The 25,937-nt window shown below is 42.0% G+C and carries 30 protein-coding genes and 1 tRNA gene; 21 read left to right on the top strand and 10 right to left on the bottom strand.

Annotation, left to right across the window (positions count from 1 at the left end; all coding sequences use genetic code 11):
* The first annotated feature begins 101 nt into the window (after nt 1–101).
* The 3 genes from FRX45_RS09300 (at nt 102) to FRX45_RS09290 (ending at nt 4,083) form a co-directional block, all read left to right on the top strand.
* Nucleotides 102–1,880, top strand: coding sequence for a DUF4838 domain-containing protein (locus FRX45_RS09300; protein ID WP_152268144.1), 1,779 nt, complete (start codon nt 102–104; stop codon nt 1,878–1,880).
* Nucleotides 1,881–1,964: 84 nt separating this feature from the next.
* Nucleotides 1,965–3,281 carry an alpha/beta hydrolase family protein gene (locus tag FRX45_RS09295; RefSeq protein WP_152268143.1) on the top strand — a complete coding sequence of 439 codons (1,317 nt, stop codon included), beginning with the start codon at nt 1,965–1,967 and terminating at the stop codon, nt 3,279–3,281.
* A gap of 97 nt (nt 3,282–3,378) precedes the next feature.
* Nucleotides 3,379–4,083, top strand: a complete 705-nt coding sequence (locus FRX45_RS09290; protein WP_152268142.1) for a hypothetical protein — start codon at nt 3,379–3,381, stop codon at nt 4,081–4,083.
* 196 nt (nt 4,084–4,279) lie between these two features.
* Here the strand turns inward: FRX45_RS09290 and serS are convergent, their stop codons facing one another.
* A complete protein-coding gene (serS, locus tag FRX45_RS09285; protein WP_152268141.1) occupies nt 4,280–5,551 on the bottom strand; it encodes a serine--tRNA ligase in 1,272 nt (423 codons plus the stop codon).
* Nucleotides 5,552–5,613: 62 nt separating this feature from the next.
* Here serS and FRX45_RS09280 point away from each other — a divergent pair, with 62 nt between their 5' ends.
* The 12 genes from FRX45_RS09280 (at nt 5,614) to FRX45_RS09225 (ending at nt 14,299) form a co-directional block, all read left to right on the top strand.
* Nucleotides 5,614–5,964, top strand: a complete 351-nt coding sequence (locus tag FRX45_RS09280) for a hypothetical protein (RefSeq protein WP_152268140.1) — start codon at nt 5,614–5,616, stop codon at nt 5,962–5,964.
* A 141-nt stretch (nt 5,965–6,105) separates the two neighbouring features.
* The gene (gene gcvH / locus FRX45_RS09275; protein ID WP_152268139.1) at nt 6,106–6,486 is read left to right on the top strand and encodes a glycine cleavage system protein GcvH; all 381 of its coding nucleotides are present in this window, start codon (nt 6,106–6,108) and stop codon (nt 6,484–6,486) included.
* Between the two features lie 12 nt (nt 6,487–6,498).
* A complete protein-coding gene (locus FRX45_RS09270) occupies nt 6,499–6,885 on the top strand; it encodes a VanZ family protein (protein ID WP_152268138.1) in 387 nt (128 codons plus the stop codon).
* Between the two features lie 408 nt (nt 6,886–7,293).
* Nucleotides 7,294–8,484, top strand: coding sequence for an acyltransferase family protein (locus FRX45_RS09265; protein ID WP_152268137.1), 1,191 nt, complete (start codon nt 7,294–7,296; stop codon nt 8,482–8,484).
* 15 nt (nt 8,485–8,499) lie between these two features.
* Nucleotides 8,500–9,621 carry an acyltransferase family protein gene (locus FRX45_RS09260; protein ID WP_152268136.1) on the top strand — a complete coding sequence of 374 codons (1,122 nt, stop codon included), beginning with the start codon at nt 8,500–8,502 and terminating at the stop codon, nt 9,619–9,621.
* A 123-nt stretch (nt 9,622–9,744) separates the two neighbouring features.
* Nucleotides 9,745–10,323 (top strand): MarC family protein, encoded by a 579-nt coding sequence (locus FRX45_RS09255; RefSeq protein WP_152268135.1) that lies wholly within the window; start codon nt 9,745–9,747, stop codon nt 10,321–10,323.
* Nucleotides 10,324–10,498: 175 nt separating this feature from the next.
* Nucleotides 10,499–10,570 (top strand) — tRNA-Arg (locus tag FRX45_RS09250).
* 16 nt (nt 10,571–10,586) lie between these two features.
* Complete coding sequence (locus FRX45_RS23835; RefSeq protein WP_152268134.1) at nt 10,587–10,826, top strand: GIY-YIG nuclease family protein; 240 nt, start codon at nt 10,587–10,589, stop codon at nt 10,824–10,826.
* 137 nt (nt 10,827–10,963) lie between these two features.
* Entirely contained in the window at nt 10,964–11,233 is a 270-nt protein-coding gene (locus FRX45_RS09240; RefSeq protein ID WP_152268133.1) for a GIY-YIG nuclease family protein, read from the top strand.
* A 306-nt stretch (nt 11,234–11,539) separates the two neighbouring features.
* Nucleotides 11,540–12,514, top strand: a complete 975-nt coding sequence (locus FRX45_RS09235; protein WP_152268132.1) for a deoxyhypusine synthase family protein — start codon at nt 11,540–11,542, stop codon at nt 12,512–12,514.
* A 125-nt stretch (nt 12,515–12,639) separates the two neighbouring features.
* Nucleotides 12,640–13,173, top strand: coding sequence for an NADPH-dependent FMN reductase (locus FRX45_RS09230; protein ID WP_152268131.1), 534 nt, complete (start codon nt 12,640–12,642; stop codon nt 13,171–13,173).
* Nucleotides 13,174–13,348: 175 nt separating this feature from the next.
* Nucleotides 13,349–14,299: a sugar phosphate isomerase/epimerase family protein gene (locus FRX45_RS09225; RefSeq protein ID WP_152268130.1), complete on the top strand. Its 951-nt coding sequence runs from the start codon at nt 13,349–13,351 to the stop codon at nt 14,297–14,299.
* Between the two features lie 147 nt (nt 14,300–14,446).
* Here FRX45_RS09225 and FRX45_RS09220 read toward each other — a convergent pair whose 3' ends face one another.
* Nucleotides 14,447–15,160 (bottom strand): MBL fold metallo-hydrolase, encoded by a 714-nt coding sequence (locus tag FRX45_RS09220; RefSeq protein ID WP_152268129.1) that lies wholly within the window; start codon nt 15,158–15,160, stop codon nt 14,447–14,449.
* A 92-nt stretch (nt 15,161–15,252) separates the two neighbouring features.
* Between FRX45_RS09220 and FRX45_RS09215 the strand changes: the two genes are divergently transcribed.
* Both FRX45_RS09215 and FRX45_RS09210 read left to right on the top strand, forming a co-directional pair.
* The gene (locus tag FRX45_RS09215) at nt 15,253–15,465 is read left to right on the top strand and encodes a hypothetical protein (protein ID WP_152268128.1); all 213 of its coding nucleotides are present in this window, start codon (nt 15,253–15,255) and stop codon (nt 15,463–15,465) included.
* Nucleotides 15,466–15,485: 20 nt separating this feature from the next.
* Nucleotides 15,486–16,061 carry a DUF1543 domain-containing protein gene (locus tag FRX45_RS09210; protein WP_152268127.1) on the top strand — a complete coding sequence of 192 codons (576 nt, stop codon included), beginning with the start codon at nt 15,486–15,488 and terminating at the stop codon, nt 16,059–16,061.
* 12 nt (nt 16,062–16,073) lie between these two features.
* Here FRX45_RS09210 and FRX45_RS09205 read toward each other — a convergent pair whose 3' ends face one another.
* The gene (locus FRX45_RS09205; RefSeq protein ID WP_152268126.1) at nt 16,074–16,496 is read right to left on the bottom strand and encodes a VOC family protein; all 423 of its coding nucleotides are present in this window, start codon (nt 16,494–16,496) and stop codon (nt 16,074–16,076) included.
* A gap of 17 nt (nt 16,497–16,513) precedes the next feature.
* On the bottom strand, nt 16,514–16,669 hold the full coding sequence (locus tag FRX45_RS23255) for a hypothetical protein (RefSeq protein WP_193311644.1): 156 nt from the start codon (nt 16,667–16,669) through the stop codon (nt 16,514–16,516).
* A 179-nt stretch (nt 16,670–16,848) separates the two neighbouring features.
* Between FRX45_RS23255 and FRX45_RS09200 the strand changes: the two genes are divergently transcribed.
* A complete protein-coding gene (locus FRX45_RS09200; RefSeq protein WP_193311643.1) occupies nt 16,849–17,349 on the top strand; it encodes a pyridoxamine 5'-phosphate oxidase family protein in 501 nt (166 codons plus the stop codon).
* 137 nt (nt 17,350–17,486) lie between these two features.
* Entirely contained in the window at nt 17,487–17,975 is a 489-nt protein-coding gene (locus FRX45_RS23250) for a hypothetical protein (RefSeq protein ID WP_193311656.1), read from the top strand.
* A 2-nt stretch (nt 17,976–17,977) separates the two neighbouring features.
* On the opposite strand, the gene FRX45_RS09190 is transcribed toward FRX45_RS23250, so the two are convergent.
* Nucleotides 17,978–18,415 carry a DUF6526 family protein gene (locus tag FRX45_RS09190; RefSeq protein WP_152268123.1) on the bottom strand — a complete coding sequence of 146 codons (438 nt, stop codon included), beginning with the start codon at nt 18,413–18,415 and terminating at the stop codon, nt 17,978–17,980.
* 187 nt (nt 18,416–18,602) lie between these two features.
* Between FRX45_RS09190 and FRX45_RS09185 the strand changes: the two genes are divergently transcribed.
* On the top strand, nt 18,603–19,715 hold the full coding sequence (locus tag FRX45_RS09185; RefSeq protein ID WP_152268122.1) for a Gfo/Idh/MocA family protein: 1,113 nt from the start codon (nt 18,603–18,605) through the stop codon (nt 19,713–19,715).
* Between the two features lie 710 nt (nt 19,716–20,425).
* Here FRX45_RS09185 and FRX45_RS09180 read toward each other — a convergent pair.
* From FRX45_RS09180 to FRX45_RS09160, 5 genes are all read right to left on the bottom strand, one after another.
* Nucleotides 20,426–20,959, bottom strand: a complete 534-nt coding sequence (locus tag FRX45_RS09180) for a hypothetical protein (RefSeq protein WP_152268121.1) — start codon at nt 20,957–20,959, stop codon at nt 20,426–20,428.
* A 162-nt stretch (nt 20,960–21,121) separates the two neighbouring features.
* Nucleotides 21,122–21,850, bottom strand: coding sequence for a 3-keto-disaccharide hydrolase (locus FRX45_RS09175; RefSeq protein ID WP_152268120.1), 729 nt, complete (start codon nt 21,848–21,850; stop codon nt 21,122–21,124).
* Nucleotides 21,851–21,855: 5 nt separating this feature from the next.
* Entirely contained in the window at nt 21,856–22,284 is a 429-nt protein-coding gene (locus FRX45_RS09170; RefSeq protein WP_152268119.1) for a c-type cytochrome, read from the bottom strand.
* A 61-nt stretch (nt 22,285–22,345) separates the two neighbouring features.
* Nucleotides 22,346–23,401 (bottom strand): sugar phosphate isomerase/epimerase family protein, encoded by a 1,056-nt coding sequence (locus tag FRX45_RS09165; protein ID WP_152268118.1) that lies wholly within the window; start codon nt 23,399–23,401, stop codon nt 22,346–22,348.
* A 98-nt stretch (nt 23,402–23,499) separates the two neighbouring features.
* A complete protein-coding gene (locus tag FRX45_RS09160; RefSeq protein WP_152268117.1) occupies nt 23,500–24,657 on the bottom strand; it encodes a Gfo/Idh/MocA family protein in 1,158 nt (385 codons plus the stop codon).
* 238 nt (nt 24,658–24,895) lie between these two features.
* Here FRX45_RS09160 and FRX45_RS09155 point away from each other — a divergent pair, with 238 nt between their 5' ends.
* Entirely contained in the window at nt 24,896–25,798 is a 903-nt protein-coding gene (locus tag FRX45_RS09155; RefSeq protein WP_152268116.1) for a hydroxypyruvate isomerase family protein, read from the top strand.
* Nucleotides 25,799–25,937: the final 139 nt, after the last annotated feature.

Genomic DNA, 25,937 nt, shown 5'->3' with positions numbered 1-25,937 from the left:
ACCCTCCGCTTCATTTAGCTTATATTTATATCAACGTTTTGCATTACAGTAATGGCTACCTGAAGTTTTATTCTGTTCAACATTTAAAAAAATTCTTAGCAATGAAGCGCTATTGTTTACTCATCATTTCACTTTGTCTTTTGATTACTGCGTCAGTAAAAGCGCAAACAACTTCATCTGAGAAGCAAAATGAATACACACTCTTCTACGGCAAAAAAACCAATTACCGGATTGCCATTAATGCCACCGCATCGGAGTCTGAACGATGGGCGGCCAAAGAACTGCAGCACTGGCTGAAGGAAGCGAGCGGTGCCGATTTTCCTGTATCCGCTATTGGTGATTTGCATGCAGGCCCCCAAATCATACTGGGATATAATGAAAGCGTAAAGTCCGAAACCGGCGCCGAAGCTCCGGCAGATCTGGATGAATCTTTCGCGTATTTTAATGTAGGTCCTGATATTTTTATTTACGGTGGTAAACAGCGGGGAACAATGTACGGCGTAATGTCTTTCCTGGAAAACGAACTGGGCTGCAGGTGGTATACGCCTTCCGTTTCAGTTATTCCTAAAAAAGATGAATTGAAATTCTATGCATATAAGCATGCGGAAACACCCGGAATAAGAGTACGTAATGATTTTTATTTTGAAGCATTTGATCCCACCTGGGCCGCAAGAAATAAAATGAATGGCAGGATGGGTTTTGCAGAACAACCCGGCGGCGTGGAAGCCTACTGGTCGGTGCATACTTTTTATCCTTTAATGCCACCGGAAGAATTTTTTGACAAGCACCCCGAATATTATAGTTTGATCAATGGAAAGCGTACGCACGACAGAGCCCAGCTATGCCTTACCAATGCGCATGTTTTAAAAATTATTACAGAAAGGATTAAAAAGCAGATGCGGGATCATCCCGAATACCTGATATATTCCGTATCGCAAAACGACTGGTACAATCCCTGCCAGTGCAACAAATGCCAGTCCATTGTAAAACAGGAAGGAAGTGAATCCGGTCCGCTTATTCGTTTTGTGAACAAGGTAGCAGAGGCGGTTGAAAAAGAATTTCCGGATAAATTTATTGGTACACTGTCTTACCAGTATACCCGCACTCCACCTAAAACATTGCAGCCACGTAAAAATGTAGTAATTCGTTTGTGCCCTATTGAAGCCTGCGTTGCCCATAGTTTGGAAAGCTGTCCGCAAAACCAGTCGTTTTTGAAGGATCTCAAAACATGGTCCTCTATATCGCCGCACCTGTATATTTGGGATTACGTGGTAAACTTTGCGCACTACGTGATGCCCTACCCGAACTTCGGGGCGCTTCAACCCAACATCAAAACCTTTCAGTCAAATAAAGCGATCGGCATTATGGAGCAGGCTGCCTATCAAAGCCGCGGCGGGGAATTTTCCGAACTAAAATCCTACCTCATTTCCCGCTTGCTGTGGAACCCGGATTGCAATACAGAAGAAGTGATTGATGATTTTATGTATGGGTACTACGGAAGATCGGGTAAGTATATCCATCGGTATTTCGATTTGCTGCAAAGCCGTATTACTCCGGAAACACATATGCATATCGGGTTAAAGCCGGATGACAAGATATTTTCGGACGACTTCGTCAACGAGTCCGTTCAGCTATTTGAGAAAGCGAAAATAGTAGCAGATAATAATGAGATATTACATCGCGTTGAAATGGCTTCCCTTCCTGTATTATACCTGAAATGCAAACGCACGCCGGTTATTGCCCGCAATGATGGTACTTATGAAAATTTTAAACGCATTGCACAGCGCGAAAAAGTAACGCATTATGCCGAAGGATGGACTGCTGAGCTTGTTGAGCAAAACCGTAACAGGTTTAATGAAGCCGTGGAAAATGCCAAATAATAGCATCGTGTTCAATGATGGTTAGCGTTCCTGTATTTTTAAAAAAAGAATGAACCTCAATCGCTGACATTCTAAATCAGAATCATGAAATTCTTTTCTTCGAGGCTCCTTTTTGTGGCGATCAGTATGGTGGTTTTCGGTGCATGTGTTCCCCAAAAGCAAATGCAAACCGCCGCGGGGTCATTTATCAATGGTGATGCATTACCCGACGCTCCGGAACTGGCGGCAAGAGGACCATACAAAGTAGGTGTGCGAACTTTAACCCTTGTAAATAAAAGCCAGCCGGATATACTGCATTCGAAGGGAGGCGTTGATCCATTATACGATCGCCCGCTGAAACTTGAAGTATGGTATCCTGCTATTGTGCCTGAAGGCAAAACAATGCTTGCTGTTTACGAAGATGTATTGGGTAGCGCCAATGATTCATTAAGACCTGTTGTTCCATTTACATTTAAGGGCAGGGCATTGCGTGATGCTGCTCCGGTTAATGGATCAGCGGCCTTTCCCCTGGTCATTGTATCACATGGTTATCCGGGTTCAAGGGTATTGTTATCCTACCTCACTGAGAACCTGGCGTCCAAAGGGTATGTGGTAGTGGCAATTGATCACACCGAATCTACGCATAGTGATACAAAGGGTTTTCAAAGCACCTTGCTTAACCGTTCAAAAGATATCCTTTTTGTGCTTAATGAAATGGCGGAAGCAGGTAAAGCAGGTAGCGGAAGTTTTTTATCAGGATTAGCAGATGCCGGCAATACGGCGCTTATCGGGTACTCCATGGGTGGCTATGGTGTATTAAATGTAGCCGGGGCCGGTTACAGTGAAAAATTAGCAGGCTTTTTTACTGCTATGACGGGGGGAAGCAAAGCAATCAATGTACGCACTACCAATAACCCGCAGTTTGAAGCGTCTTTGGACTCACGGATTAAAGCCGTAGTGGCCTTTGCGCCATGGGGTATGCAAAGAGGCGTATGGGATGCAGAAGGATTAAAAGGCTTGAAAATACCTGTTTTTTTTGTGGCGGGAAGCAAAGATGATGTATCGGGGTATGAGGATGGAACAAAAGCCATGTATAACGGAGCGATAAATGCCAGCCGTTACCTGCTTACCTACGAAAACGCAAGACATAATGTAGCGCCCAACCCCCCTCCGCCTGAATCACTACAACCCGGGCTATCTATGCAGGAATATTATCATTATGCTGAACCGGCCTGGAATGAACGGCGCATCAACAATATTAATCAACACTTCTTAACCGCTTTTCTGGGAGTTTACCTGAAGAAAAAAGACTTTGACAAATACCTGTTGGTAAACGAATCCGCCGGTGCAAATGCATGGCCGGGATTTAAGCAACGAACACTGGTAGGCTTGGAATTGCTGCATGCGGCTCCTGGAAAATAAACGAAACACTTTTCTCACTGCCAATATTGATCCCGGCAGTTATTGAAAATGGAATACACTCATATAATTTCCCCACCTTCGCATAAATGCGCAGTACATGGATAATAATGCTATAATTGGAAAGATTACATCTGTAAATCACGAAAAACAATATGTATCCATTGAATACATCCATAAGGATAAAAAGAAAACGATTACCTGCAAAACAGATGATAAAGAAAAAGGAAAGAAGCCTCATCAATATCGCGCAGGCGATGCAGTGAGTTTTCAGATAAAAGGCGCCGACCGCGGCAAAAGGATAGTAGCCTGGGATTTGAAATTCCTGTATAATACTGCAATAGAGCAACTCATTCATAAAGCCGGAACCGATAATCGCTTTAAAGGGTATTTGAAATTAGTAGATAATCAATTTTTTGTAAAAGAATGGGATAATTATCTTTTCTTCCCGCTCGTATTATCCAAATGGGAAAACCCGCCTGCTGAAAAAAGCTTTAATGAGCCTGTTGAATTCAAATTACTTCATCCTGATAAGCCCAACAAGCTGGCAGCGGAGTTGTTTACACATGATTATATTCCTGAATTCCGCAAAGCTGTTCAACATTTTAAGAATAAAACTGAGATAGATGCTCCTGTTGCCAAAGTTTCACCTTACGGCGCGTATTTGGATCTTTTTGGCGATAAAATACAGGTTAAAATCCAACTACCGGCAGAAGAGCTTTCGACCTTAAAAACAGGTGATATGCTAAAAGTGATCATTACTCACTTAAGTAATACCCGCATTGTGGTGGAGAAAGTGAAGTAACATATTTTTTTAACCACATAGGAGGATTATAGATGCACATAGGTACACATAGTTTTGTTTTATCCCTATTGTGCTCCTATATTGCTATTGTGTCTATGTGTTCAATATCTCCCATTTTCTTTTTTAACATATAGGATCATTAGAAACACAAAGTTTTTTGTCTACCCATATTTGTTCCTATGTTACTACTGTGCATTTACGCTATGATTTTTGCTCCAAAATATTTGTGCAACACTTCGGGTAGTACTATATGATTTTCCTGTTGATTATTTTCGAGCAGGCAGGCTACTATACGGGGCAGGGCCAGCGAGCTTCCGTTTAAGGTATGGAGCAACTGGTTCTTTCCGTTTTGATCTTTAAACCGGATCTTCGCCCTGTTGGCCTGGTAAGCTTCAAAATTACTTACAGAACTTACTTCCAGCCAGCGTTCCTGGGCAGCGCTGTATACTTCAAAATCGTAAGTAAGTGCTGAAGTAAAGCCCATATCGCCACCACACAATTTTAAAATGCGGTAAGGAAGATTTAAAGTGCCCAGTAATTTTTCCACATGCGCTACCATTTCTTCTAATGCATCATAACTTTTGTCGGGATGGGTGAGTTGTACAATTTCTACTTTTTCAAACTGATGTACCCGGTTTAATCCACGCACATCCTTACCAAAACTACCCGCCTCTCTCCTGAAACAGGGAGAATAGGCCGTCATTTTCAGAGGCAGATTTTCTTCCTTAATAATTTCATCGCGGTAAATATTGGTTACCGGAACTTCGGAAGTAGGGATCATGTAAAAATTATCCGCAGGCATATAGTACATCTGCCCTTCTTTGTCGGGTAACTGCCCAGTGCCATAGGCGGAGGCTTCATTTACCATAAATGGTGGAAGATATTCTGTATAGCCTGCGGCCGTATTGTAATCCAAAAAATATTGAATCAGCGTTCTTTGCAGTTTAGCGCCCTGTCCTTTATACAGTGGGAATCCACTGCCGGTGATTTTTGCGCCGGTTTCAAAGTCAATGATATCATATCGCTTTATTAAATCCCAGTGGGGAACTGAATTTTCGGGCAATTGAGGTTTGGCGCCGCCTTCCCGCACAACCACATTATCTTCAGGGGTTTTACCCGCAGGCACCTTATCGGATGGCAGGTTGGGCAATTTTACCAACTCATCCATCAATAGTTTTTCTGTTTCAGCGAGCTTTTCATTCAGATCGCTTATTTGCAATTTATAGCCGGCTACTGCTTTTTTTGCATTTTCAGCTTCATCCTTCTGCCCTTTTGCAATCAGTTGTCCAATTGCTTTGGAACTGCTGTTCACTTTAAACTGAAGGGTTTCAGAATCTGTTTGAAGCTTTTTTCTTTCATCGTCTAATGCAATGATCTTATCTACCAAACCGGGGTTTGAAAAGTGTTTAACTGCCAGCCTTTCTTTAACCCGGGCTACATCCTGCCTGATGATATTTATCTGTAACATTTTCAGCAATTTCAGGCAAAGGTAATTGTTGGCTGATTTCAAATCCCCGTATTTTTGCTGTTATGAACAATATTGAAAGTGATTTACAAACGCGTTGGTGGAATCTTGAAGCACAATTAGTGGAACGCTTTGGAAAGAAACCGGATATGGAAGCCATTTTGTTTTTGATCGGCATACAGGAGTTTGGGGAATTAAGGGATAAGTTTACCAAGGAGCAGAAGCAGGATTTGATGCATGTAGCTGTTTGCAGTTTGTTTGCACAAAGCGGGTATTATGAGATGGAAAAGGTGGATGATGACGGCTGGCCGCATTTCAGGCAATTAAAACCCCTTCCGGTAATGGATTTACGCGAACAGGAAAATTTTATGAAAGACCATGTTTTGTTGTACTTTGAAAACAATCATCTGATATAAAAATTATCAGGGAAAGATTAATAAAAAGAAGGATCAGCAATTCATTCAACCGGATCTTTTTATCCAGGAAAGAGATTCTCATCAGTAACCGGGATTAATCCAACTGTTTTTTGTAATCTTTGCAACACAAAAACACAAACCATGAATTTTCCTGAAAACTTGCGCTACACCAAAGACCATGAATGGGTTCGTTTGGAGGGTGATACAGCGGTAATAGGCATTACCGAATTTGCCCAGAATGAATTGGGTGATATAGTGTATGTTGAAATTGAAACCCTGGATCAGCACCTGGCTGCAGATTCCGTATTTGGTACAGTGGAAGCCGTGAAAACTGTGAGCGATCTTTTCTTGCCCATAACAGGAACTATAATTGAAATCAACCCTGAATTAAACAATCAGCCCGAACTGGTAAACAGCGATCCTTATGGGGAAGGCTGGATGGTTAAAGTTAAAGTAGATGATGCTGCAGATATGGAAGCTTTGCTGAAGGCTGACGCCTATGCTGCACTCGTACAGGGCTGATGTTAATTGCGTATGAAAAAAAAATTGCTGCATTCCATATGGCCGCCTGTTGTGTGGTCCGTTATCATTTTTGTTTTATTGATTATACCGGGAAGCGATTTTCCTGAAGGGCCCGAAATCCCTCTTTTTGACAAAATCATTCACGTTTTCCTGTTTGGTGTACAGGTATTTTTATGGTGCAGGTATACCGGGTATTCAAATACCCAACCGCCTTTGTGGATATTTTTGCTCATTTTCCTCATTTCGTGCATATATGGTATCGGGATGGAGTATGTTCAGAAATACTGGGTAGCCAACAGGGGGTTTGAAACGGGTGATATGGTAGCTGATATTATCGGTTCCTTTTGTGGATGGGTGGGTTACCGCTTTTTCTTTTTGAAGAAACAGGAAGCCCTGTAAAAAAAATTGGCCTCTATAGAAATAGAGGCCGCAACCAAAACTAACTGCTTATGAGAAAATTGACTGTTTTTATAATCTCTTTATATTAAGACACAAAACAAAGAAGAAAGGTTTATTCCTGTTTTGTTAAATATTTCTAAAGAACTTTTTCTAAACGTAATATACAAAATTTAATTGCAATTACAATGCCATTGTTTGTGAATACAAAGATCATCAAAAAGTAGCCACTACACTCTTAATGGTTTGTAAAAATGTCTTAAAGAACTGTTATTCATTCAGTTTTCATTTTGAAATAAGCGTTTCTCCCTTGTTACGAGAATAATATCTCTTCCCGATACCTACTGTTACCCGTGCTGCTTCATTTTTTATGCACAATGTGTATCTTTAGTTCTCTTCAACTCCTGATTTTTGAAACAACGCTTTTACGCTTTAGATGTATTTAGGGGAGCCACAGTAGCTTTTATGATACTGGTAAACAACCCCGGAAGCTGGAAATATATATACCCGCCGCTGGATCATGCGGGGTGGCATGGCTGCACTCCTACCGACCTGGTATTTCCGTTTTTTTTGTTTGCAGTAGGGAACGCCATGGCCTTTACTATGCCCCGGTTCAGGGAAGCCGGAGATGCAATGATGTGGAAAAAAGTAGCCAGAAGAACAGTATTAATATTTTGCATTGGTCTCTTTTTGAATGCTTTTCCTTTCGTAAGATATAATGCTGAAGGGGTTTTAGAATTAAAAGCTTTTCAAAACCTCAGGATATTAGGGGTGCTTCAGCGGATTGCACTATGCTACTTTCTTGCTGCTGTTATGGTTTATTATTTACGCCCTGCAAGGCTTTTTACAGCAGGTGTGGCGCTGTTGCTCCTGTATTGGGTGATGTGTTTGTTTTGGGGCGGCGCTGATCCTTACAGCCTGCAAGGTTGGTTTGGAACGGCGATAGACAAGACGGTGCTGGGTGAAACGCATATGTATCATGGAGAAGGAGTGGCATTTGACCCTGAAGGATTAATGAGCACCATACCTGCGGTGGTGCAGGTAATATTGGGTTATTGGGCGGGCAATTTCATTATCCGGACAAAGAATACGCCGGTTGAGAAAAAGCAGGAGCCTGCACAGGCGGCGAATGGTCTTTATCCGCTGCTGACAAAACTATTTGTTGCAGCCATGCTATTGATCTTTACCGGGCTATGTTGGAACACCATTTTCCCGATCAACAAGAAAATATGGACGAGTTCTTTCGTAATATATACTTCAGGGATGGCAATTGTTGTATTGGCCACGCTGATTTACTTCATTGAAATAAGAAAATGGCGTGGCGCCTGGAGTCATTTTTTTGATGTATTTGGAAAAAACCCGTTATTCATTTTTGTATTAAGCGGCATTTGGGTGAGGTTATACGGATTGGTGCGGATAGCAGATGGAATAAAAGAAGGAAAGCCGGTACATAAAGGCTTAGGCGGCTGGATGTACGATCATGTGTTTGCTCCTTTGTTTGGCAATATGAACGGCTCCTTATTGTATGCTGTCTTTCATATCCTCATCTTCTGGGCTATAGCCTGGTGGCTTGATAAAAGAAAAATCTATATTAAAGTATAATAATCCCTTCATTGTATGACCAAAGCTCCTTCTCCCCGGTTTTTAGCCCTTGATGTTTTAAGAGGCATGACCATTTGTTTCATGATCATTGTAAATACGCCCGGAACCGGCGCCGAACCATTTGCTCCTTTATTGCATGCCTCATGGCATGGGTTTACCCCTACCGACCTGGTATTTCCCACCTTTATGTTTGTTGTGGGCAATGCCATGAGTTTTTCCATGCCCAAATACAGACAATTGGGAACCGGCAGCGTGTTGGGTAAAATATTTAAACGTACAGTAATCATTTTTCTGCTGGGCTATCTCATGTACTGGTTTCCTTTTTTCAGGGAAGCGCAGGGGGGCGGGTACGAGCTTTCACCCATCAGCCATACCCGTATTTTGGGTGTGTTGCAACGTATAGCCCTTGCCTATTGTGCGGCAGGCTTAATGATCCATTTTTTATCAAAAAAAACAGTGTGGGCTTTAAGTATTATTTTTTTGGTGAGTTACTGGCTGATTCTATATGTTGGCGGCGATTACAGCATGACAGGCAATGCGGGGCATAAATTGGATGTAATGCTGTTTGGGGAAAACCATTTGTACCATGGGGAGGGCGTAGCTTTTGATCCTGAAGGGCTGTTGAGTACTTTGCCGTCTATAGTAAACGTAATAGCTGGTTATTATGCGGGTATTTTTATTCAGCGAAAAGGAAAAAGTTTTGAAACGGTGGCTAAGCTGATGATTGCCGGTTTTGGACTGCTTTGCGTCGCTTATTTCTGGGATTTTGTATTTCCCATCAATAAAAAGCTTTGGACGAGCACTTTTGTGTTGTATACTGTAGGGCTCGATCTTGCCATTTTGGGCATACTTATTTTTATTGTAGAAATAAAAGCGATAACAAAAGGAACTTACTTTTTCCAGGTTTTTGGGAGAAATCCTTTGTTCATCTATATACTGTCCGAAATATTGTACGTTGTGTTTTATATGATCAAAACAGGCCCGGAAACACCACTGTTTGTGGGGATCAATAATAGCATTTTTCAAAAAATACTTCCCGGCGCCTGGGGTTCATTCGCCTTTGCACTATGCTTTATGCTCCTGTGCTGGTTAGTGGGCTACTGGATGGACAGGAAAAAGATTTATGTGAGAGTTTAAGTAAATGGTGAGTTGTGGAAGTCGCAGGGGCAATAATCATTATTCCGGGACTGAACAAATACTTTTAGCATTATTCCGGTGACCTGTCTCCCGGGAACAATACCTTTGCATAAACCCGCAACTATGCCATTTAGCCTTAATGAACTGGTAACGGTTATATTTACCCTTTTTGCGGTGATTGATATTATAGGGTCGGTACCTATACTGATTTCAATCAAGCAAAAAATGGGTGGCATAAATGAATTCAGAGCCACGCTCATTTCAGGTGCATTAATGATCTTATTTTTATTTGCAGGAGAGGAATTTCTGCAAATTCTGGGGTTAGACATTAAAACATTTGCCGTAGCCGGTTCGGTGGTCATTTTTATACTGGGATTGGAGATGGTGCTGGGACTGGAGTTTTTTAAAAGTGAAAAAGATGTAAAAGCGGCTACGCTGGTCCCTATTGCTTTTCCGCTCATTGCGGGTTCCGGAACACTCACTACCATTGTATCGCTTAAGGCCAATTTTCATGACCTTACCATATTCCTGGGTATTTTTATCAATCTTATTGTGATATATGTGGTATTGCGATCGCTTAATTTCATAGCCCGTTTGTTGGGTAGTGCCGGATTAATTGCGGTGCGTAAGTTTTTTGGTGTAATTTTGCTCGCCATTGCCGTAAAAATATTTGCGGAAAATGCACATGGGTTGATTAAGTAATTTGAAAATTTTGGAATTCAATCATTTTCAAATTGGCTAATTTTCAAATTTTTGAGGGCTAGTAGTACAATGCCCGCCCGACTGAACGCCGTTCTGACGGGGATAGTATAAGAGTTTCCGAGACGTCCCGGCTGACGTAAAAGGCTATAGGTTCGAATAGTATAAATTAGTTCTTGGCCTCGTAGTACAATGGATAGTATAAGAGTTTCCGAAGCTCCAGATCCAGGTTCGATTCCTGGCGAGGCCACGCTACCGCTTTTCCCATGTTTTATGCTTATGTGTTAAAAAGTATTGAGCATGACTACTATTATAAGGGCCATCGGGATCTTGAAAAAAGATTACACCAGCACAATTCAGGAATGACAGAATCAATCCGGCCTTATATTCCTCTCACATTAATCTATTTTGAAGCGTTTGAAACAGAGCCGGAAGCAATAAAAAGAGAAAAATACTATAAGTCTGCTGCCGGAAGACGATATTTAAAAAAAGTACTGCCCTCGTAGTGCGATGCCCCCCCGGTTGAGCACCGTTCGGACGGGGATAGTATAAGAGTTTCCGAAGCTCCAGATCCACCCGCCCGAACGCCGTTCGGTACGGGCGGGGGTTCGATTCCTGGCGAGGCCACACTACCGCTTTTCCTATGTTTTATGCTTATGTGTTAAAAAGTATTGAGCATGGCTATTATTACAAGGGTCATTGCCAGGATCTTGAAAAAAGATTACACCAGCACAATTCAGGAATGACAGAATCAATCCGGCCTTATATTCCTTTCGCATTAATCTATTTTGAAGCGTTTGAAACGAAACAGGAAGCAATAAAAAGAGAAAAATACTATAAGTCTGCTGCCGGAAGACGATATTTAAAAAGAATACTACCTCGTAGAACAATGTCTGCCCGCCTGCCCGACTGAGCCATTCAGGCGGGGTTGAACGCCGTTCGGACGGGCCGCCCGGATGAATCTTCTGCCCTCCCAGATGACAACAGTCGGACGTGATCTGGCGTTCGGGCGAGTGTTACTCACCTATACTGTAACAATTCTAATGAGCAAAGCGAATAGCAATATAATAAATAGTCATCCCGCAATTGATGATGGATTGCCCAAAGGATAGGGTGGAAGTATTCTGGCATTTAAAGGGACTTGCGTAAGAGATATCACTCCCCAACCCATCCCACCTAATTATCCTATTTTTGCCGGCAATTACATAAAGTTATTATTATGCAAAAAGGACCCGTATCGCAGTTTATTCAACATCACTACAGGCATTTTAATTCCGCCGCGCTGATGGATGCGGCTAAAGGATATGAAACCCATTTACTTGAAGGCGGTAAAATGATGATCACGCTCGCCGGCGCCATGAGCACCGCCGAGCTGGGACTGTCGCTGGCCGAAATGATCCGGCAGGATAAAGTGCAGATCATTAGTTGTACAGGTGCAAATCTGGAGGAAGATATCATGAACCTGGTGGCACACAGTCATTATAAACGCGTGCCCAATTACCGCGACCTGAGTCCGCAGGAAGAATGGGACCTGCTGGAAAATCATTACAACCGCGTAACCGATACCTGCATCCCCGAAGAAGAAGCTTTTCGAAGGATCCAAAAACATATTGTAAAAATATGGAAGGAAGCAGATGCATTGGGCGAACGTTATTTCCCGCACGAATACATGTACAAACTGTTGCAAAGCGGTGCACTGGAGCAGTATTATGAAATTGATCCTAAGGATAGCTGGATGCTGGCCGCAGCGCAAAAAAATATTCCTATTGTTGTGCCGGGTTGGGAAGACAGCACCATGGGCAATATTTTCGCGTCCTATATTATTAAACAGGAGCTAAAAGCCAGCACCATGAAAAGTGGCATAGAATATATGGTTTGGCTTACCGAATGGTACAGGGCCAACAGTGGCGGAAAAGGAGTCGGTTTTTTCCAGATCGGCGGCGGTATTGCCGGCGACTTTCCCATATGCGTGGTGCCCATGATGTACCAGGACCTGGAATGGCATGATGTACCTTTCTGGAGTTATTTCTGCCAGATCAGCGATTCCACTACTTCCTACGGCTCTTATTCAGGCGCAGTGCCCAATGAAAAAATTACCTGGGGTAAATTGGATATCAATACGCCAAAATTCATCGTGGAAAGTGACGCCACCATTGTAGCGCCGCTGATATTTGCCTGGCTGCTGGGATGGTAAAACAAATAAAAATTTATAAAAGCCGGTGATTTTATTGCCGGCTTTTTATTGTATTAAAATACTTTTAACCGTCCTTAGATATTTCATGCGCTAAAGAAAAAACAGATCATCAACCATTGTAAACGATGCAAAGAAAAAACATTCTCGCCATTTCAGGCAGTACCAGGAAGCATTCATCAAACCTCAACCTGGTAAAAGCCATTGAAAAATTATATGCAAATGAATTATCCATAAGGATCTACGATGGTTTATTAGACCTTCCGCAATTCAATCCTGACGATGATACTGAAAATCCACCCGCGCCGGTAACAGATCTCCGCAAACAAATAAAGGAAGCAAATGGCATCCTGATCTGTACGCCGGAATATGCCATGGGCATCCCCGGTAGTTTGAAGAACTTATTAGACTGGACCGTTTCCTCTTCCGATTTTTCAAACAAACCGGTAGTTGCGATAACGGCGTCTTCGCTGGGACAAAAGGCACACGCTTCGTTAGTAGGTACGTTGCAGGTGATTGAAGCAAGGATCACCGAAAACACACAACTGCTGATCCCTTTTATTAAAACAAAAGTGAATGACCGGCAGCAGATCACAGATGAAAATACATTAAAGGATGTGAGGAGCATAATGGATGCATTTATAGCCGTGTTAAATAATTAAAGCATCTTCACAGCGAATTGGAGCTATAAACGGCCGGTCATCATTAACAGCCCGTTCATTACCGCCTGCCCGCGTTTTTTATTCATACGTTTATTTTTTTCGTAGCTTAGTTCTTTTGTATAACTAACAGCATAGCATATACGAAATTTCCCTTACTTACATTTTAACCACATCAATGAAACGCAGAAATTTTATCGGATTGGGAACTGCTGCTGGCATAGCCGCAGGCTCAGCGTCGCTTCTTTCTTTTAAAGAGAAAGACTTCAGCCAAAAGAAAGAGAAAAGATTTCAGAAAGGAGTGAGTCCATGGCCCATTTGCCTTGATACGGCTACTATACGGCCGGCATCGCTTACCGATAAAGTAAAAATAGCCGCCAAAGCGGGCTTCGATGCCATAGAACCCTGGGATGGTGAGCTTGCGGAATACGAAAAAAATGGCGGCAATCTTAAAGATCTCGGCAAACAAATCAAAGACCTGGGTTTATTTGTGCCCAGCGTTATTGGCTTATGGAATGCCCTGCCTCCTACAAAAGAACTATTTGATGCTTCACTTAAAGATACCCGCCGCCGTATGCGCATGGCATCGGATATTGGTGCGCAGCATATACAAACCATTCCCAATACCGTTGGTGAAGATTTTGACCGTAAATGGGTGGCAGACCGTTACCGGGATATTATTGAAATAGGCCTGAAAGAATATAACATATTACCCGCCCTTGTTTTTGTAAAGTTCTTTCCGCTAAAAACACTGGGGCAGGCAGTTGGTATTGCCTTAGACGCCAATCACCCTAAAGCGATGGTCATTCCGGATGTATACCATATGTATATAAGTGAAGGTGGATTTGAAGGCATTAAGCTGATGAAAGGCGATGCATTCGCTATTTTTCAATTCAACGATGCACCATCCACTCCTGCCTTGGCGCAATTAGAAGATAAGCACAGGGTATATCCCGGCGATGGCATATTGCCACTCACTTCTATTTTAAAAGATTTAAAAGGAACCGGCTTTAAAGGATGTGTGTCGCTGGAAATGTACAATCCCGAATACTGGAAGCAGGATCTCCAAAATGTAGCGGAAACGGGGCTCAGGAAAACGCTGGAAGTAATACAAAAAGCGGGGGTGTAAAGAGAATTGTTGATTCACGAAATGAAGATGGGTTGTTGCATGTTACAGGTTACAGGGGCTGTCCTTACCCTTGTTAGCTTCCCACCCTGAAACTTGTACTCTGTAACCTTTCTCACCCTGCAACTTGTACCCTGCAACCCGCACCGGCTACCTCCATTGCATCAACGCTGAATTCAGGGCCTGCTCTACACGCCAGCGGGGCTTGTGAAAATATATCATGCCATGGCCGGGCAGCATAATATCAGAATCTACTTTGGCAAAGCGCCGCAGCGATTCCGTATATATTTTTTTATCGAAATCAATGGAACCATCCCAGCCAAAATCACCCACCAGCAGGGTGCCGATCACATCGCCGCTGATGACGAGTCTCTTGCCTGTCCATTCAAATAAAAAAGCCGTACAGCCCATGCTGTGTCCGGGCAAATGCATGGCTTCTATTTCAACACCCAACAAACTGAACTTTTCTCCATCTTTCACCAATTGATCAACAGTAACAGGAGTAAAAGTTTTGTGATAGAGGTAACCACAGCAACGTTCATCACCCGAAGCCACGGCATCGGCAGTTTCACGTATGGCTACCAACTTCACGCCTCTCTTTTTAAGTATATGCGCTCCGCCGGCATGATCATAATGCGGATGCGTAAGCACACAATAACGTATATCGTTGGGCGACAAATCCCAGTACCGCATATTATTAAAGATCTGCTCTATCGTATCTCCACAACCACAATCAAACATGATCAGCCCTTCAGCCGTTTTTAAAATATAGGAGTTACCATCATTCCATAAAGCATCCGGCACATCAAATGTTATACCATTGATATCACCCCCAACCTGGAAAAGATCTTTTAAAACCTGCATAGCTTTTATTTACAATGAGAAAAATAAAGTGTTTGAATACTATATGCCCAAAAATTGGCACACAATTGTAAGGTAGTATAGAAAAAGAAATCATGAAAAAGAAAAGAGGGCAGCAATACCTGCAACAAAAGCGTGAAAAAACAAATCCATTAAAGAAAGAAGACATTCAGGGCAATCCGGATAATCATATTGACCAGGATTATCCCGGATTTCCACACGCTCCTGCTAAAGAAGAGATCATTCATCCAAAAACCAAAACAGAAAAAAAGACAGCCGCTGTGCATCAGAAAGACGGAGAGAAATGATTATGCTTTAATTTTAAACCATGCGATCACTAAAGCTCTACATGGTACTGCTGGGCTGCAAACCCGAAGGAAGGCATACAGAACAGCATGATGTTTTTTTTGGGATTGGCTATGAATTGGGCGATCTTTTGCCGGATATGTATGCTTTTTGGCCGGAAGCTAACGGCAAAATACATATAGATTCCTGGCGGGAGGTAACGCAGGTAGCTGGTTATACGGTAAAAGTTATACCCCGAACTGAACTTTCTGCGGATATTCAACGAATGGCAAAATTGTTTTTCATAAATCTCGGAGGATACAAGGAAAATGACCCGGAAGAGTATCATTACAAAATGCTGGTAGCCTGTGCAGACAAAGGCATTGCGGTACAAGAGGCAAAACAAACCGCATTTTACCGTCATACCGGCTTTGCCGGCGCTGTTTCACATATTGATGATAAATATGGTGTGGATGTGGATGATATATATGAGATCGGCGATATTCTGCCTGATACTGTTAAAGAAAAATATGCAATTGTACTATCTCCTGCTACACAAAATACAGAAGACGAAATGCATGTTGGATATCTTAAAGTGGAAAAATTGTCCAGAGTCTGAAAGCCATCAGCATCAAAGCACCTGGTTAAACTCCAGCCTTTCCCCATCGGGACCAATAATGTTAAAGTATTTACACCCGTTTTGCCAGAAATTTAGAAATACAGGCGCCGCTTCCGCAATAGTAAATCCTTCTTTTTTCAATACGGCAAAAGCTTCATTAATATCAGGCACATCAAAAGCAATATGATCTATATGCCCGTCTTTACGGTTGCCGATACTTTCCAGTTCCCTGCCGGGCAACTGGTACAATTCAATAATCATATCCTTCTGCTTCATCATAACACAGGTGCCAGGCTCCTGGTTATGCAAAAATTCTGCCTGCATTACATTGATAAATCCCAACTGTTTATAGAAAGTCTCTGACACAATGATGTTGGTAACCGGAATTCCAATATGTTGTATGGAACGTATAGAAAGCGGAAGAGGATTTTTCATTATCACATTATAAAAACTTAGCTCCCTCTTTGTGAACCCGTATTGGTTTGTTTGCTTACAAAACCTGTGGCTTTGGGTTTTTGTATGAATTTGGATCCCTGGTTACTGGCCAAATTGGCTTTCTTATTTCCCTTTTTTTTGCCCTTGTTGTTTTGTTGATTCAGCAATGACATAATGCTATATTTTTTTATAAAGATACGTCTTATACCGCATTCTGAGCCTTCATAAAAAGCAAAAATGCAATGGGATGAAGATACGGGTAATTTATTCTACAGGATTACAATTATTTCATTAAAGGTATGCAGTAATAGCTGTGGTATGATTTATGAACTTAATGAAGGAAAATGTTCATATGGAAGATATTAAAAATTTATCCGATGATGCGGCTATTAACAAACTCAAAGCACTTGCTGAAAATAAAATATGCCTTTTTTGCACGTTCGAAGGAAACGAAATTGTTTCAAGGCCAATGAGCACACAAGGCATTGATGATAATGGAACCATTTGGTTTTTTAGCAGCAGGAATAGTCTTAAAAACATACAAATAACAGCGGATAATAAAGTTTATCTGATGTATGCCGATACAGGCGCACAACATTACCTGTCGCTTACAGCGTATGCTCAAATTGTAGATGACCGAAAAAAAATTGAAGCGTTGTGGACTCCACTGGCTAAGGCCTGGTTTGAACAGGGTAAAGAAGACCCGGATATTACACTCATAAAAGTACATCCCGATGTAGGGCATTACTGGGACACGAAAAATGGCAAGCTTATTTCCATGATAAAAATTGCTGCGGCAGCCCTCACAGGAAACCAACCGGATGCAGGGGTTCATGGTAGCGTAAAATATTAATCAATAAAAAAGGTACACGAAAACCGGGCATTAACCATTTTGCCGGGTATCTAAAACACTTTCAATAGGACGTAGGGGGAAAGAGTCCCTAAAACAGAAATGATTCTCAAAAACGAAATGCCTAAAAATATATTACGATGGAAAATAAAAAGCATGGTAAAAAAGGAAAGCCTGAATTTCCGGATATCAAAAAAATCGAAAAAAATATTCACCCCGGCAGTAAAAAAATAACAGAAGTTCCGGAAACACCAGACGATATTCCATATAAAAAATCACCGGAGGAAGTACCGGATATTACGCCCGATGAAACAGATAAAAATCTGGACGATCCGGATATAGATTCAGACCCGGATGCAGATGTAACCCCTGATGAAAGAAAAGACCTTGCAAATGCGGCGGAAAAGATGCCAACAGATGATGAAAATGTTTTGCGGCGCGCAAAATTAGATATAACAGACGATGAAGGGGAATTACTGAATGAGGGCAGCGGCTTAAGTGGCAGCGACCTGGATGTGCCGGGAAGTGAAGCGGATGATGCTGATGAAGAAATAGGTGAAGAGGATGAAGAAAACAATTCCTTCAGTACAGACAATGAAACAGAAGACAGGAATAAAGATATAGAGTAGTATTATACCCGCATCGCATCGGGCAACCAATCTTTAATAGCCTGTTTAATTGCAGCAGGAGGCAGTCCTTCTTTTAACGTACGGTGTATAAGTGGAACAAGCTCTTGATCGGAAGCAAACCGCAATGCAGCCAGTTGCCTGAAGCTTAACTGCTGTTCTATATTTTCTAAACGTTGCTGTGTAAGCTGGTAATAACGCACACGAAGTTCCAGCCGCACTATACGGTTTTGAGTGGTTAGCGCATAATGTTGCCTCACCATAAAGCTCAGCCATCCTGTAATCACGGTTAACAAAGTAACCATTATCCACAGCCATTGGTTGGCAGCATCAATCCATACTCCCCGGATGCTGATAAAAAGCAGTAATATAATAACCGGGTAAAAAATAAAGTGGTGCGGAGGGTAATAGCGCACATGGTTTCTATACTGCTGATTTTTCATATTGCTGATTTTTATTCGGGTAAGCATACAAATTACATGTCTTTTTGCTTCTGGTGAAATCCTATACGGATCATTAGAAAAGAAGAGTCCTTATTATGCAAAAAATTTATGCTTTATCTTTCATGAGTATATGCGAACTTTATTCTGCATCGTAAGTATGTAACCCAATCTTATTTAAACATCTGTTATGAATTCCCGCCGCGATTTTTTACAAAAATTATCTATCGGAATAGGTGCTGCTGCACTGGCCCCGTTATCTTCTTCCGCATCTTTGTTTCCCTCTTTTAAAAAACCGGGTAAAAAACTTCGTGTGGCCCTTATGGGCCTTGGCGGCTATGCCAATATTGTAGCCAGGGCCATGAAAGAATGCCAACTGGCAAGCCTTACAGGTATTGTTACCGGAACGTCTTCCAAAATCGCTGTCTGGAAATCTAATTATGGAATACCCGATAAGAATGTCTATAATTATGGCAATCTCCATACCATAGCCAACAATCCTGATATTGACCTGGTATATATTACTACGCCCAATTCACTGCATCACAAGCATGTATTGCAGGTAGCCGCCACAGGTAAACATATTATTTGTGAAAAGCCCGTTGCCGATAATGCACAGCAGGCAAGGGAAATGATTGCCGCATGTAAAAAAGCAGGTGTGAAGTTTTATGTGGGCTACCGCCTGCATTTTGAACCCCATACCCGCGAATTGATAAGAATGCGTAAAGCCGGTGAATTTGGCAGGATCATGCACGTAAATAATTACATGGGCTTTAAAATCGGCGATCCAACACAATGGCGTTTAAAAAAAGCGCTTGCAGGTGGAGGCGCCATGATGGATGTAGGTGTATATGCGCTTAATGGCGCCCGTTATGCTACCGGCGAAGAGCCCATTTGGGTAACGGCCCAGGAAACCAAAACAGACAGGGTTAAATTCGCCGAAGTAGACGAAACTGTTACTTTCCAGCTTGGCTTCCCCAGCGGCGTTGTCGCCTCCTGCGGAACAACGTACAATTTTAATAATTACGAAAGGCTGTACCTTATCGGTGAAAAAGGTTTTGCAGAACTTAGCCCTGCTTTTGGGTACGGGCCTATCGGGGGGAAAACCCACCTGGGACCCATGAATCAGCCGCTGATCACACACCAGGCGGCACAAATGGACGGCCTGGCCGATTGCATACTCAACGGGACACCCGATCCCGATATGACCGGCGAAGAAGCGTTGAAAGATATGATAGCGATTGATGCCGTGTACGAATCGCTGCGGAAAGAAGGACGAAAAATTTATTTAGATAAAAAATAAAACCACGCTTAGAATAAGGCGTGGTTCAATCATTTGAAATCTTGTCAGGAGGTTGTAAAGCAAACGTTATTTGGTTTTTATTCAAGGGTACTGACGGGACTTCACAGTTTCTTTCAAGGGATAAATTGGATACGGTTTTTCAGGTTGACTTTTGTTTTTTCCTAAGTATCGGATCTTTCTTTCTAAGGATCAGGTTTCGGGACCCGGGGCAGTTGTTCAAAGGATTGGGATTTCAGTTTTCATTGGGTTAACGTCATCAACTATAACAGTACAAATATGTAAAACATTAACCGGGTATGAAACTTAATTCGATTAAGTATTGTTTTGCTTCGACTACAGGGAAAAAAGGTTCGATAAACCACTTTGCTTTGAACTAACTTATTTTAAATAAGCCCGTGAATAAGTCTATTATACTGATGCAGGGTTCGCTGCTATTGGCTGTTTACGGCTTTTCGCAGGCAATGAAGTGCTTAAAATAATCATTCAGCCCGACTCAAGCAAAGAGCAAATTGTATTGTATTGCGCTAAAAAGACCCTTATAAAGTTGAAAACGGGGACGGAATATACTATGGGTTCAATAAGCGGTATTTTGATAATGATGGACTACTGTTAGAAGGTTCGTTGATCCTGCAAAAAATGGCAGCACTTGAAATGGTACTTAGAATAAGCCTCCTGTTTTCGACGCCTCAAAATGACCGTACCTGCTTTTTTTATATACCCATAATGTTGGCATTTACCCTGAACGTACTTACCAGTTTTACAGTTATATCTGTATTCATGATTTTGCTTGTAGTAACTTTTAGCCTTATGCGGTATTTTTCCTTTATGAGGTAGGGTTTGAGCTCTTCCAGTCCGGTTTCAAGCAATATTTCTTTTCCTGTGGTATCCGGAATATTGTATTTCCATGCAATGCGCATTTCTTTTTCTCCCTCAGCGGAAATATACAATTCTATGTCTTTTAAGAAATCCAGGTTACGATCAGCCGGATTGGTAACGGCTATCAGCATCTTTTTAAGCTTGATGGATTGCACCAGGTTTTTGGCCGTATTGTGTCCTTTAAATTCAGATTCTGATTGAGTGGTAACATCTGGCGTAAATACATCAAAAGGCAGGTTCGACGCAATGCCAGCGCTAATAGTAGCTTCACTGGTATATGTAAGGTCGAATTGGGTAAGCTTATCTAATTTTTTACAGGACAAAACAGTAGTAAAACAAATCAATAAAATTGGTAAAATATATTTCATTCAACGGAGTTTAAAAGTCTAAGATGGTAAAACGAAAAATCCATTTGATTATTTCCCTGCACAGTAAGCTACCTGCTTTTAACTTTTAGAAAGACTGCACAAAAAAACCGGCTCAGCGTTGCTTAACCGGTTCCAATTTCTTTCCACTACTATTAGTTCACTCTACAATTTCCTGATCTTAATGTTTTTATACCACACTTCATTGCCATGATCCTGCAATACGATGTGACCTGATTTAAATTTGGCAAAATCTTCCAGATCTTTAAACTTACTGCCTGCTACCAGCTTGTTCCAGTTATCATCCCACAGCGTGGTTGACACTACTTTAACGCCGTTTTGCCAAAGCTCCAATTTGGAATCTTTTAATTTAATTTCTACAATATTCCATTCTCCAACGGGCTTTACGTTTTCTGGTTTACTGGTAATCAAATCATACAAGTCGCCGGCGCGGTGTTTAATGATCTTTGCATCCGGGTGCCCGTTATTATCCAATACCTGCATTTCAGGGCCGGTATAATGGGCATATTTATATTTGGGATCTTCCTTTACCAGGAACATGATACCACTGTTGCCATTAGGCGAAATCTTCCATTCAAGCTTTAACTCAAAATCGCCAAAAACTTCATTGGTAATGGCATCGCCGCCGGAATCCCTGTCTTCTTTCTTCCCCAGGTGAAATGCACCATCGTTCACATTCCATGCGCTGCCCAACTGAGGCTTATTAAATGAATGCCAGCCATTGGTCGTAGTCCCGTCGAATAGCAATTGCCAGCCCTGCTTTTTTTCTTTTTTGGAAAGTGTATTGTCTTTTTGCTGGGCAACCGCATCAGTGAGTAAAGCGCCACCGGCCAGCAATAAACTGCTTAAAACTATTGTCCTGAAAATTTTCATAATATTTATTTAATGGTAAGAATGTATTTGACCATGGCTTCCACATCATCATGTGCTAAAGATGCATGCGGGGGCATGGGAATCTCTCCCCAAACACCTGAGCCGCCATCTATTATTTTTTTAACAAGCTTTGGAATATCCGCTTCTTTGTATTTTTTAGCAACTTCAGCATAGGCAGGTCCTACCAGCTTATTGGTTTCCTGGTGGCAGGCCAGGCAATCCGATCCTGCAATCAACGCTTTCCCGTCTTTAGCTGGTGCAGCAGCCGTTGCCTGGGTTCCGCTGGCTTTGGCTGTGTCGGCCACCGCTACCTTATGCCCGGCATTTATCTGTGGATTTACATTGATGCTAATTGGTTTTTTTACTTCGGCATTGGAACTGCCACAGGCGTAACAAATTGTAATTAAGGAAAATACTGCTACCACTTTTTTCATGCTTGCTTTTTTTAATGTCATCGTATTGTCAAAAATCAGGGCATAAATATCCGAATAAATACTACGCAAGACCCAAAACTTTACGATTAAATTTTTCATCACTGCCTGTTCCTGCAAAATCATCAAAGGCCTTTTCGGTTACCCGGATAATATGATCTTTAATAAACGGCGCTCCTTCCGCTGCGCCTGTTTCAGGATGTTTAATGGCACATTCCCATTCCAGCACAGCCCAGCCGGCGTAATTGTATGCAGCCAGTTTACTGAAAATAGACTTGAAATCTACCTGCCCATCGCCTAAAGAACGAAAACGGCCTGCACGTTGTACCCAGCCCTGGTATCCGCCATATACACCTTGTTTCCCGGTAGGATTAAATTCCGCATCCTTTACATGAAACATGCGTATGCGTTCGTGGTAATTGTCTATATAATCTAAGTAATTCAAACATTGTAAAACAAAATGGCTGGGATCATATAAAAGGCAGGCGCGTGAATGATTGTTTACTTTTTCTAAAAACATCTCATACGAAATCCCGTCATGCAGGTCTTCTCCGGGGTGTATTTCGTAGCACAGATCTATACCATTTTCATCAAATACATTTAAAATGGGCAACCAGCGGCTGGCCAATTCCGTAAAGCCTGTTTCTACTAATCCTGCCGGACGCTGGGGCCAGGGATACACCGTATGCCACAATAAAGCGCCGCTAAAAGTAGCATGCGCCTTCAACCCAAGATTCTGAGATGCTTTAGCTGCATATTTTAATTGTTGCACAGCCCATTCGGTACGTGCCTTTGGATTACCGCGGTAGGCCTCAGGAGCAAATCCGTCAAACAAATCGTTATAAGCCGGATGCACTGCTACTAACTGTCCCTGCAAATGAGAAGAAAGTTCGGTGATCTGCAAGCCCGCCCCGTTTACTATACCTTTAATTTCATCGGCATAGGTTTTACTTTCTGCTGCTTTCTGCAGGTCAATAACGCGGCTGTCCCATGTGGGTAGCTGAGCGCCAACATAACCTAACCCTGCCGCCCATTCGCAAATAGATTTTAAATTATTAAAGGGTGGCTGATCGCCCAGGAACTGGGCAAGAAATATAGCTGGACCCTGGATATTTGTCATGATTGTAAAATTTGAAAAAAATTATTAATTGAGGTGGAAGATGTAGGTATAGGCCGGACAACCTTACATCTTATACTTTATTCCTTACCCCTTATGCTTTACACCACAAATTCCGTCCATTTTTCATTGCTCGCACCACTCTTTACCACGTTATCTATAAAAGCCATTCCTCTTACCCCTTCATACACCGTTGGAAAATCTAATATTTCTTCTGAAGGCTTTTGTCCATCAATATGTGCAGACACTGTTAATGCGAAATTGCGGTAAATATTACCAAATGCTTCTAAGTATCCCTCGGGATGGCCGCCAGGTACACGGGTATTGTGTTTGGCATAATTACCCAAATAACCACCGCCCGTGCGATATATTTGTGTGGGCTGATCCAACCATTTTACCAATAGAGTATTGGGTTCCTGCTGTGCCCATTCTAATCCTCCTTTTTCGCCATAAATCCTGATCTTAAGCGCATTTTCTTCACCTGCCGCTACCTGTGATGCCAGTAATGCACCCGCGGCTCCGTTATCAAACTTTAATAATACATTGCCGTCATCATCCAAAGGTCTGCCTTCTACCATAATATTAAGATCTGCCGACAATTTGGTAATTTTTAATCCTGTTATATATTCTGCAAGATGCGCTGCATGTGTACCAATATCGCCCATACAACCACTCTTTCCGGATTTGGAGGGATCTGTTCTCCAGGCGGCCTGGGCATTCCCTTCTCTTTCTGTAAGCCTGCTCAGCCATCCCTGCGGATACTCCACCCAAACTTTCCTTATTTTTCCCAGAACACCTTCTTTGATCATTTGTTTAGCCTGCTTAACCATAGGATAGCCGGAATAGGTATGCGTAAGGCATAACACCAATCCTGTTTCCTCTACCTTTTTTTGCAATTGCCTGGCTTCGTCAATCGTAAAAGTCATAGGTTTTTCAATCACTACATGAAATCCTTTACTTAATGCAAGCATAGCCGGAGCAAAATGTGCGAAGTTAGGCGTAACAATAGTTACAAAGTCTATCCGCTTGTCTGCAGGCAGCAGGCTTTCTTTTTCTAACATTTCTTCATAAGTCAAATAAGTTCTGTCTTCCGGCAAAAAAAGTACTTTACCAGAATCCATGGCTATATCAGGCTTTATACTTAAAGCCCCGCAGGATAATTCTATAAGCCCGTCCATATTAGCGGCAATGCGGTGAACCGCGCCGATGAAGGCATCTTTGCCCCCACCGATCATACCCATTCGTAATTTTCTGTTCATGAAAAAGATATTAACGTATTAAATAATCAGAAGAGGCTTAAAAATAAAACATTTACATTTACTGGCAACTTGTTTTTTGATAAGATACAATTTTGTGCTGCCGGAAAAATGAATTCATTCCCTCTCAAAAGCAGGTAAGTATTATTGCCAGCGCTATATAAGAGAGTTAAACGGGTTAACATTTAAAAAGGATTTATTTATTAAACATTCCATAACTTAACTTTCCTAATTTATTATTATGTCTGGTTCTTCATCAAATCCCCGCAGGCGTGCTATTAAAAATATGGTTGTAGGATCTCTGGCTATGGGTACTACCGCAGGTGCTTTTGCACGCCCCTCTTCATCAAAAGAACAGGAAGTTTATACCATGAAAGGAAATATCAATCACTCCGTATGCAGGTGGTGCTACGGTGGCATTCCACTCGAAGAACTTTGCGCAGGTGCAAAAAAGATGGGTATCGTGGCCATTGACCTGGTGGGCCCGAAAGATTGGCCGGTTTTGCAAAAGCATGGCTTGTATTCATCCATGTGCAATGGCGCCGAAATTAACCTGGAAGATGGGTGGAATCATACGGAATTCCATTCTACGCTCATAAAAAATTATGCTGAAATGATTCCACTGGTAGCAAAAGCAGGATACAAGCAACTGATCTGCTTTAGCGGCAGCCGCAGGAATTTAGATGATGACACCGGCTGGAAAAACTGTACCGAAGGATTGAAAAAGGTGATAGGAATTGCCGAAAAACATAATGTAACACTGGTAATGGAATTGCTCAACAGTAAGATTGATCATAAGGATTACCAATGCGATAAAACAGCATGGGGAGCGGAATTGGCTAAACGGATAGGATCAGAAAATTTTAAACTGCTTTACGATATTTATCATATGCAGATTGATGAAGGAGATGTGATCAGGACCATCAGGCAATACTATCCCTATCTTTCGCATTTTCATACAGGCGGCGTTCCGGGCAGAAAGGAAATTAACCAATCGCAGGAGTTGTACTATCCCGCTATAATGAAAGCTATTGTTGACCTGGGCTTTAAAGGATATGTTGCACAGGAATTTATTCCAACACCCAAAGACGCCGAAGGCCAATTGGCTTCCCTGCAGGAGGGAGTAAGAATATGCGACGTATAAGAAAATACCGTGTTTTTTAATACACTAATACGCTTTAGAATTAAATAGGGAAGCATGCTAAACAATTGAATAGTTTCCGTAAAACCGGCAATTGGTTGAAGCCTGCATTTCATAAATACATTTATACAGCTAATCCTTA

It is taken from the genome of Agriterribacter humi, from assembly GCF_009192765.1.
Classification (GTDB): Bacteria; Bacteroidota; Bacteroidia; order Chitinophagales; family Chitinophagaceae; genus Agriterribacter; species Agriterribacter humi.
Note: the sequence above shows the minus strand (reverse complement) of the source record. Positions and strands in the feature narration are given on the sequence as shown.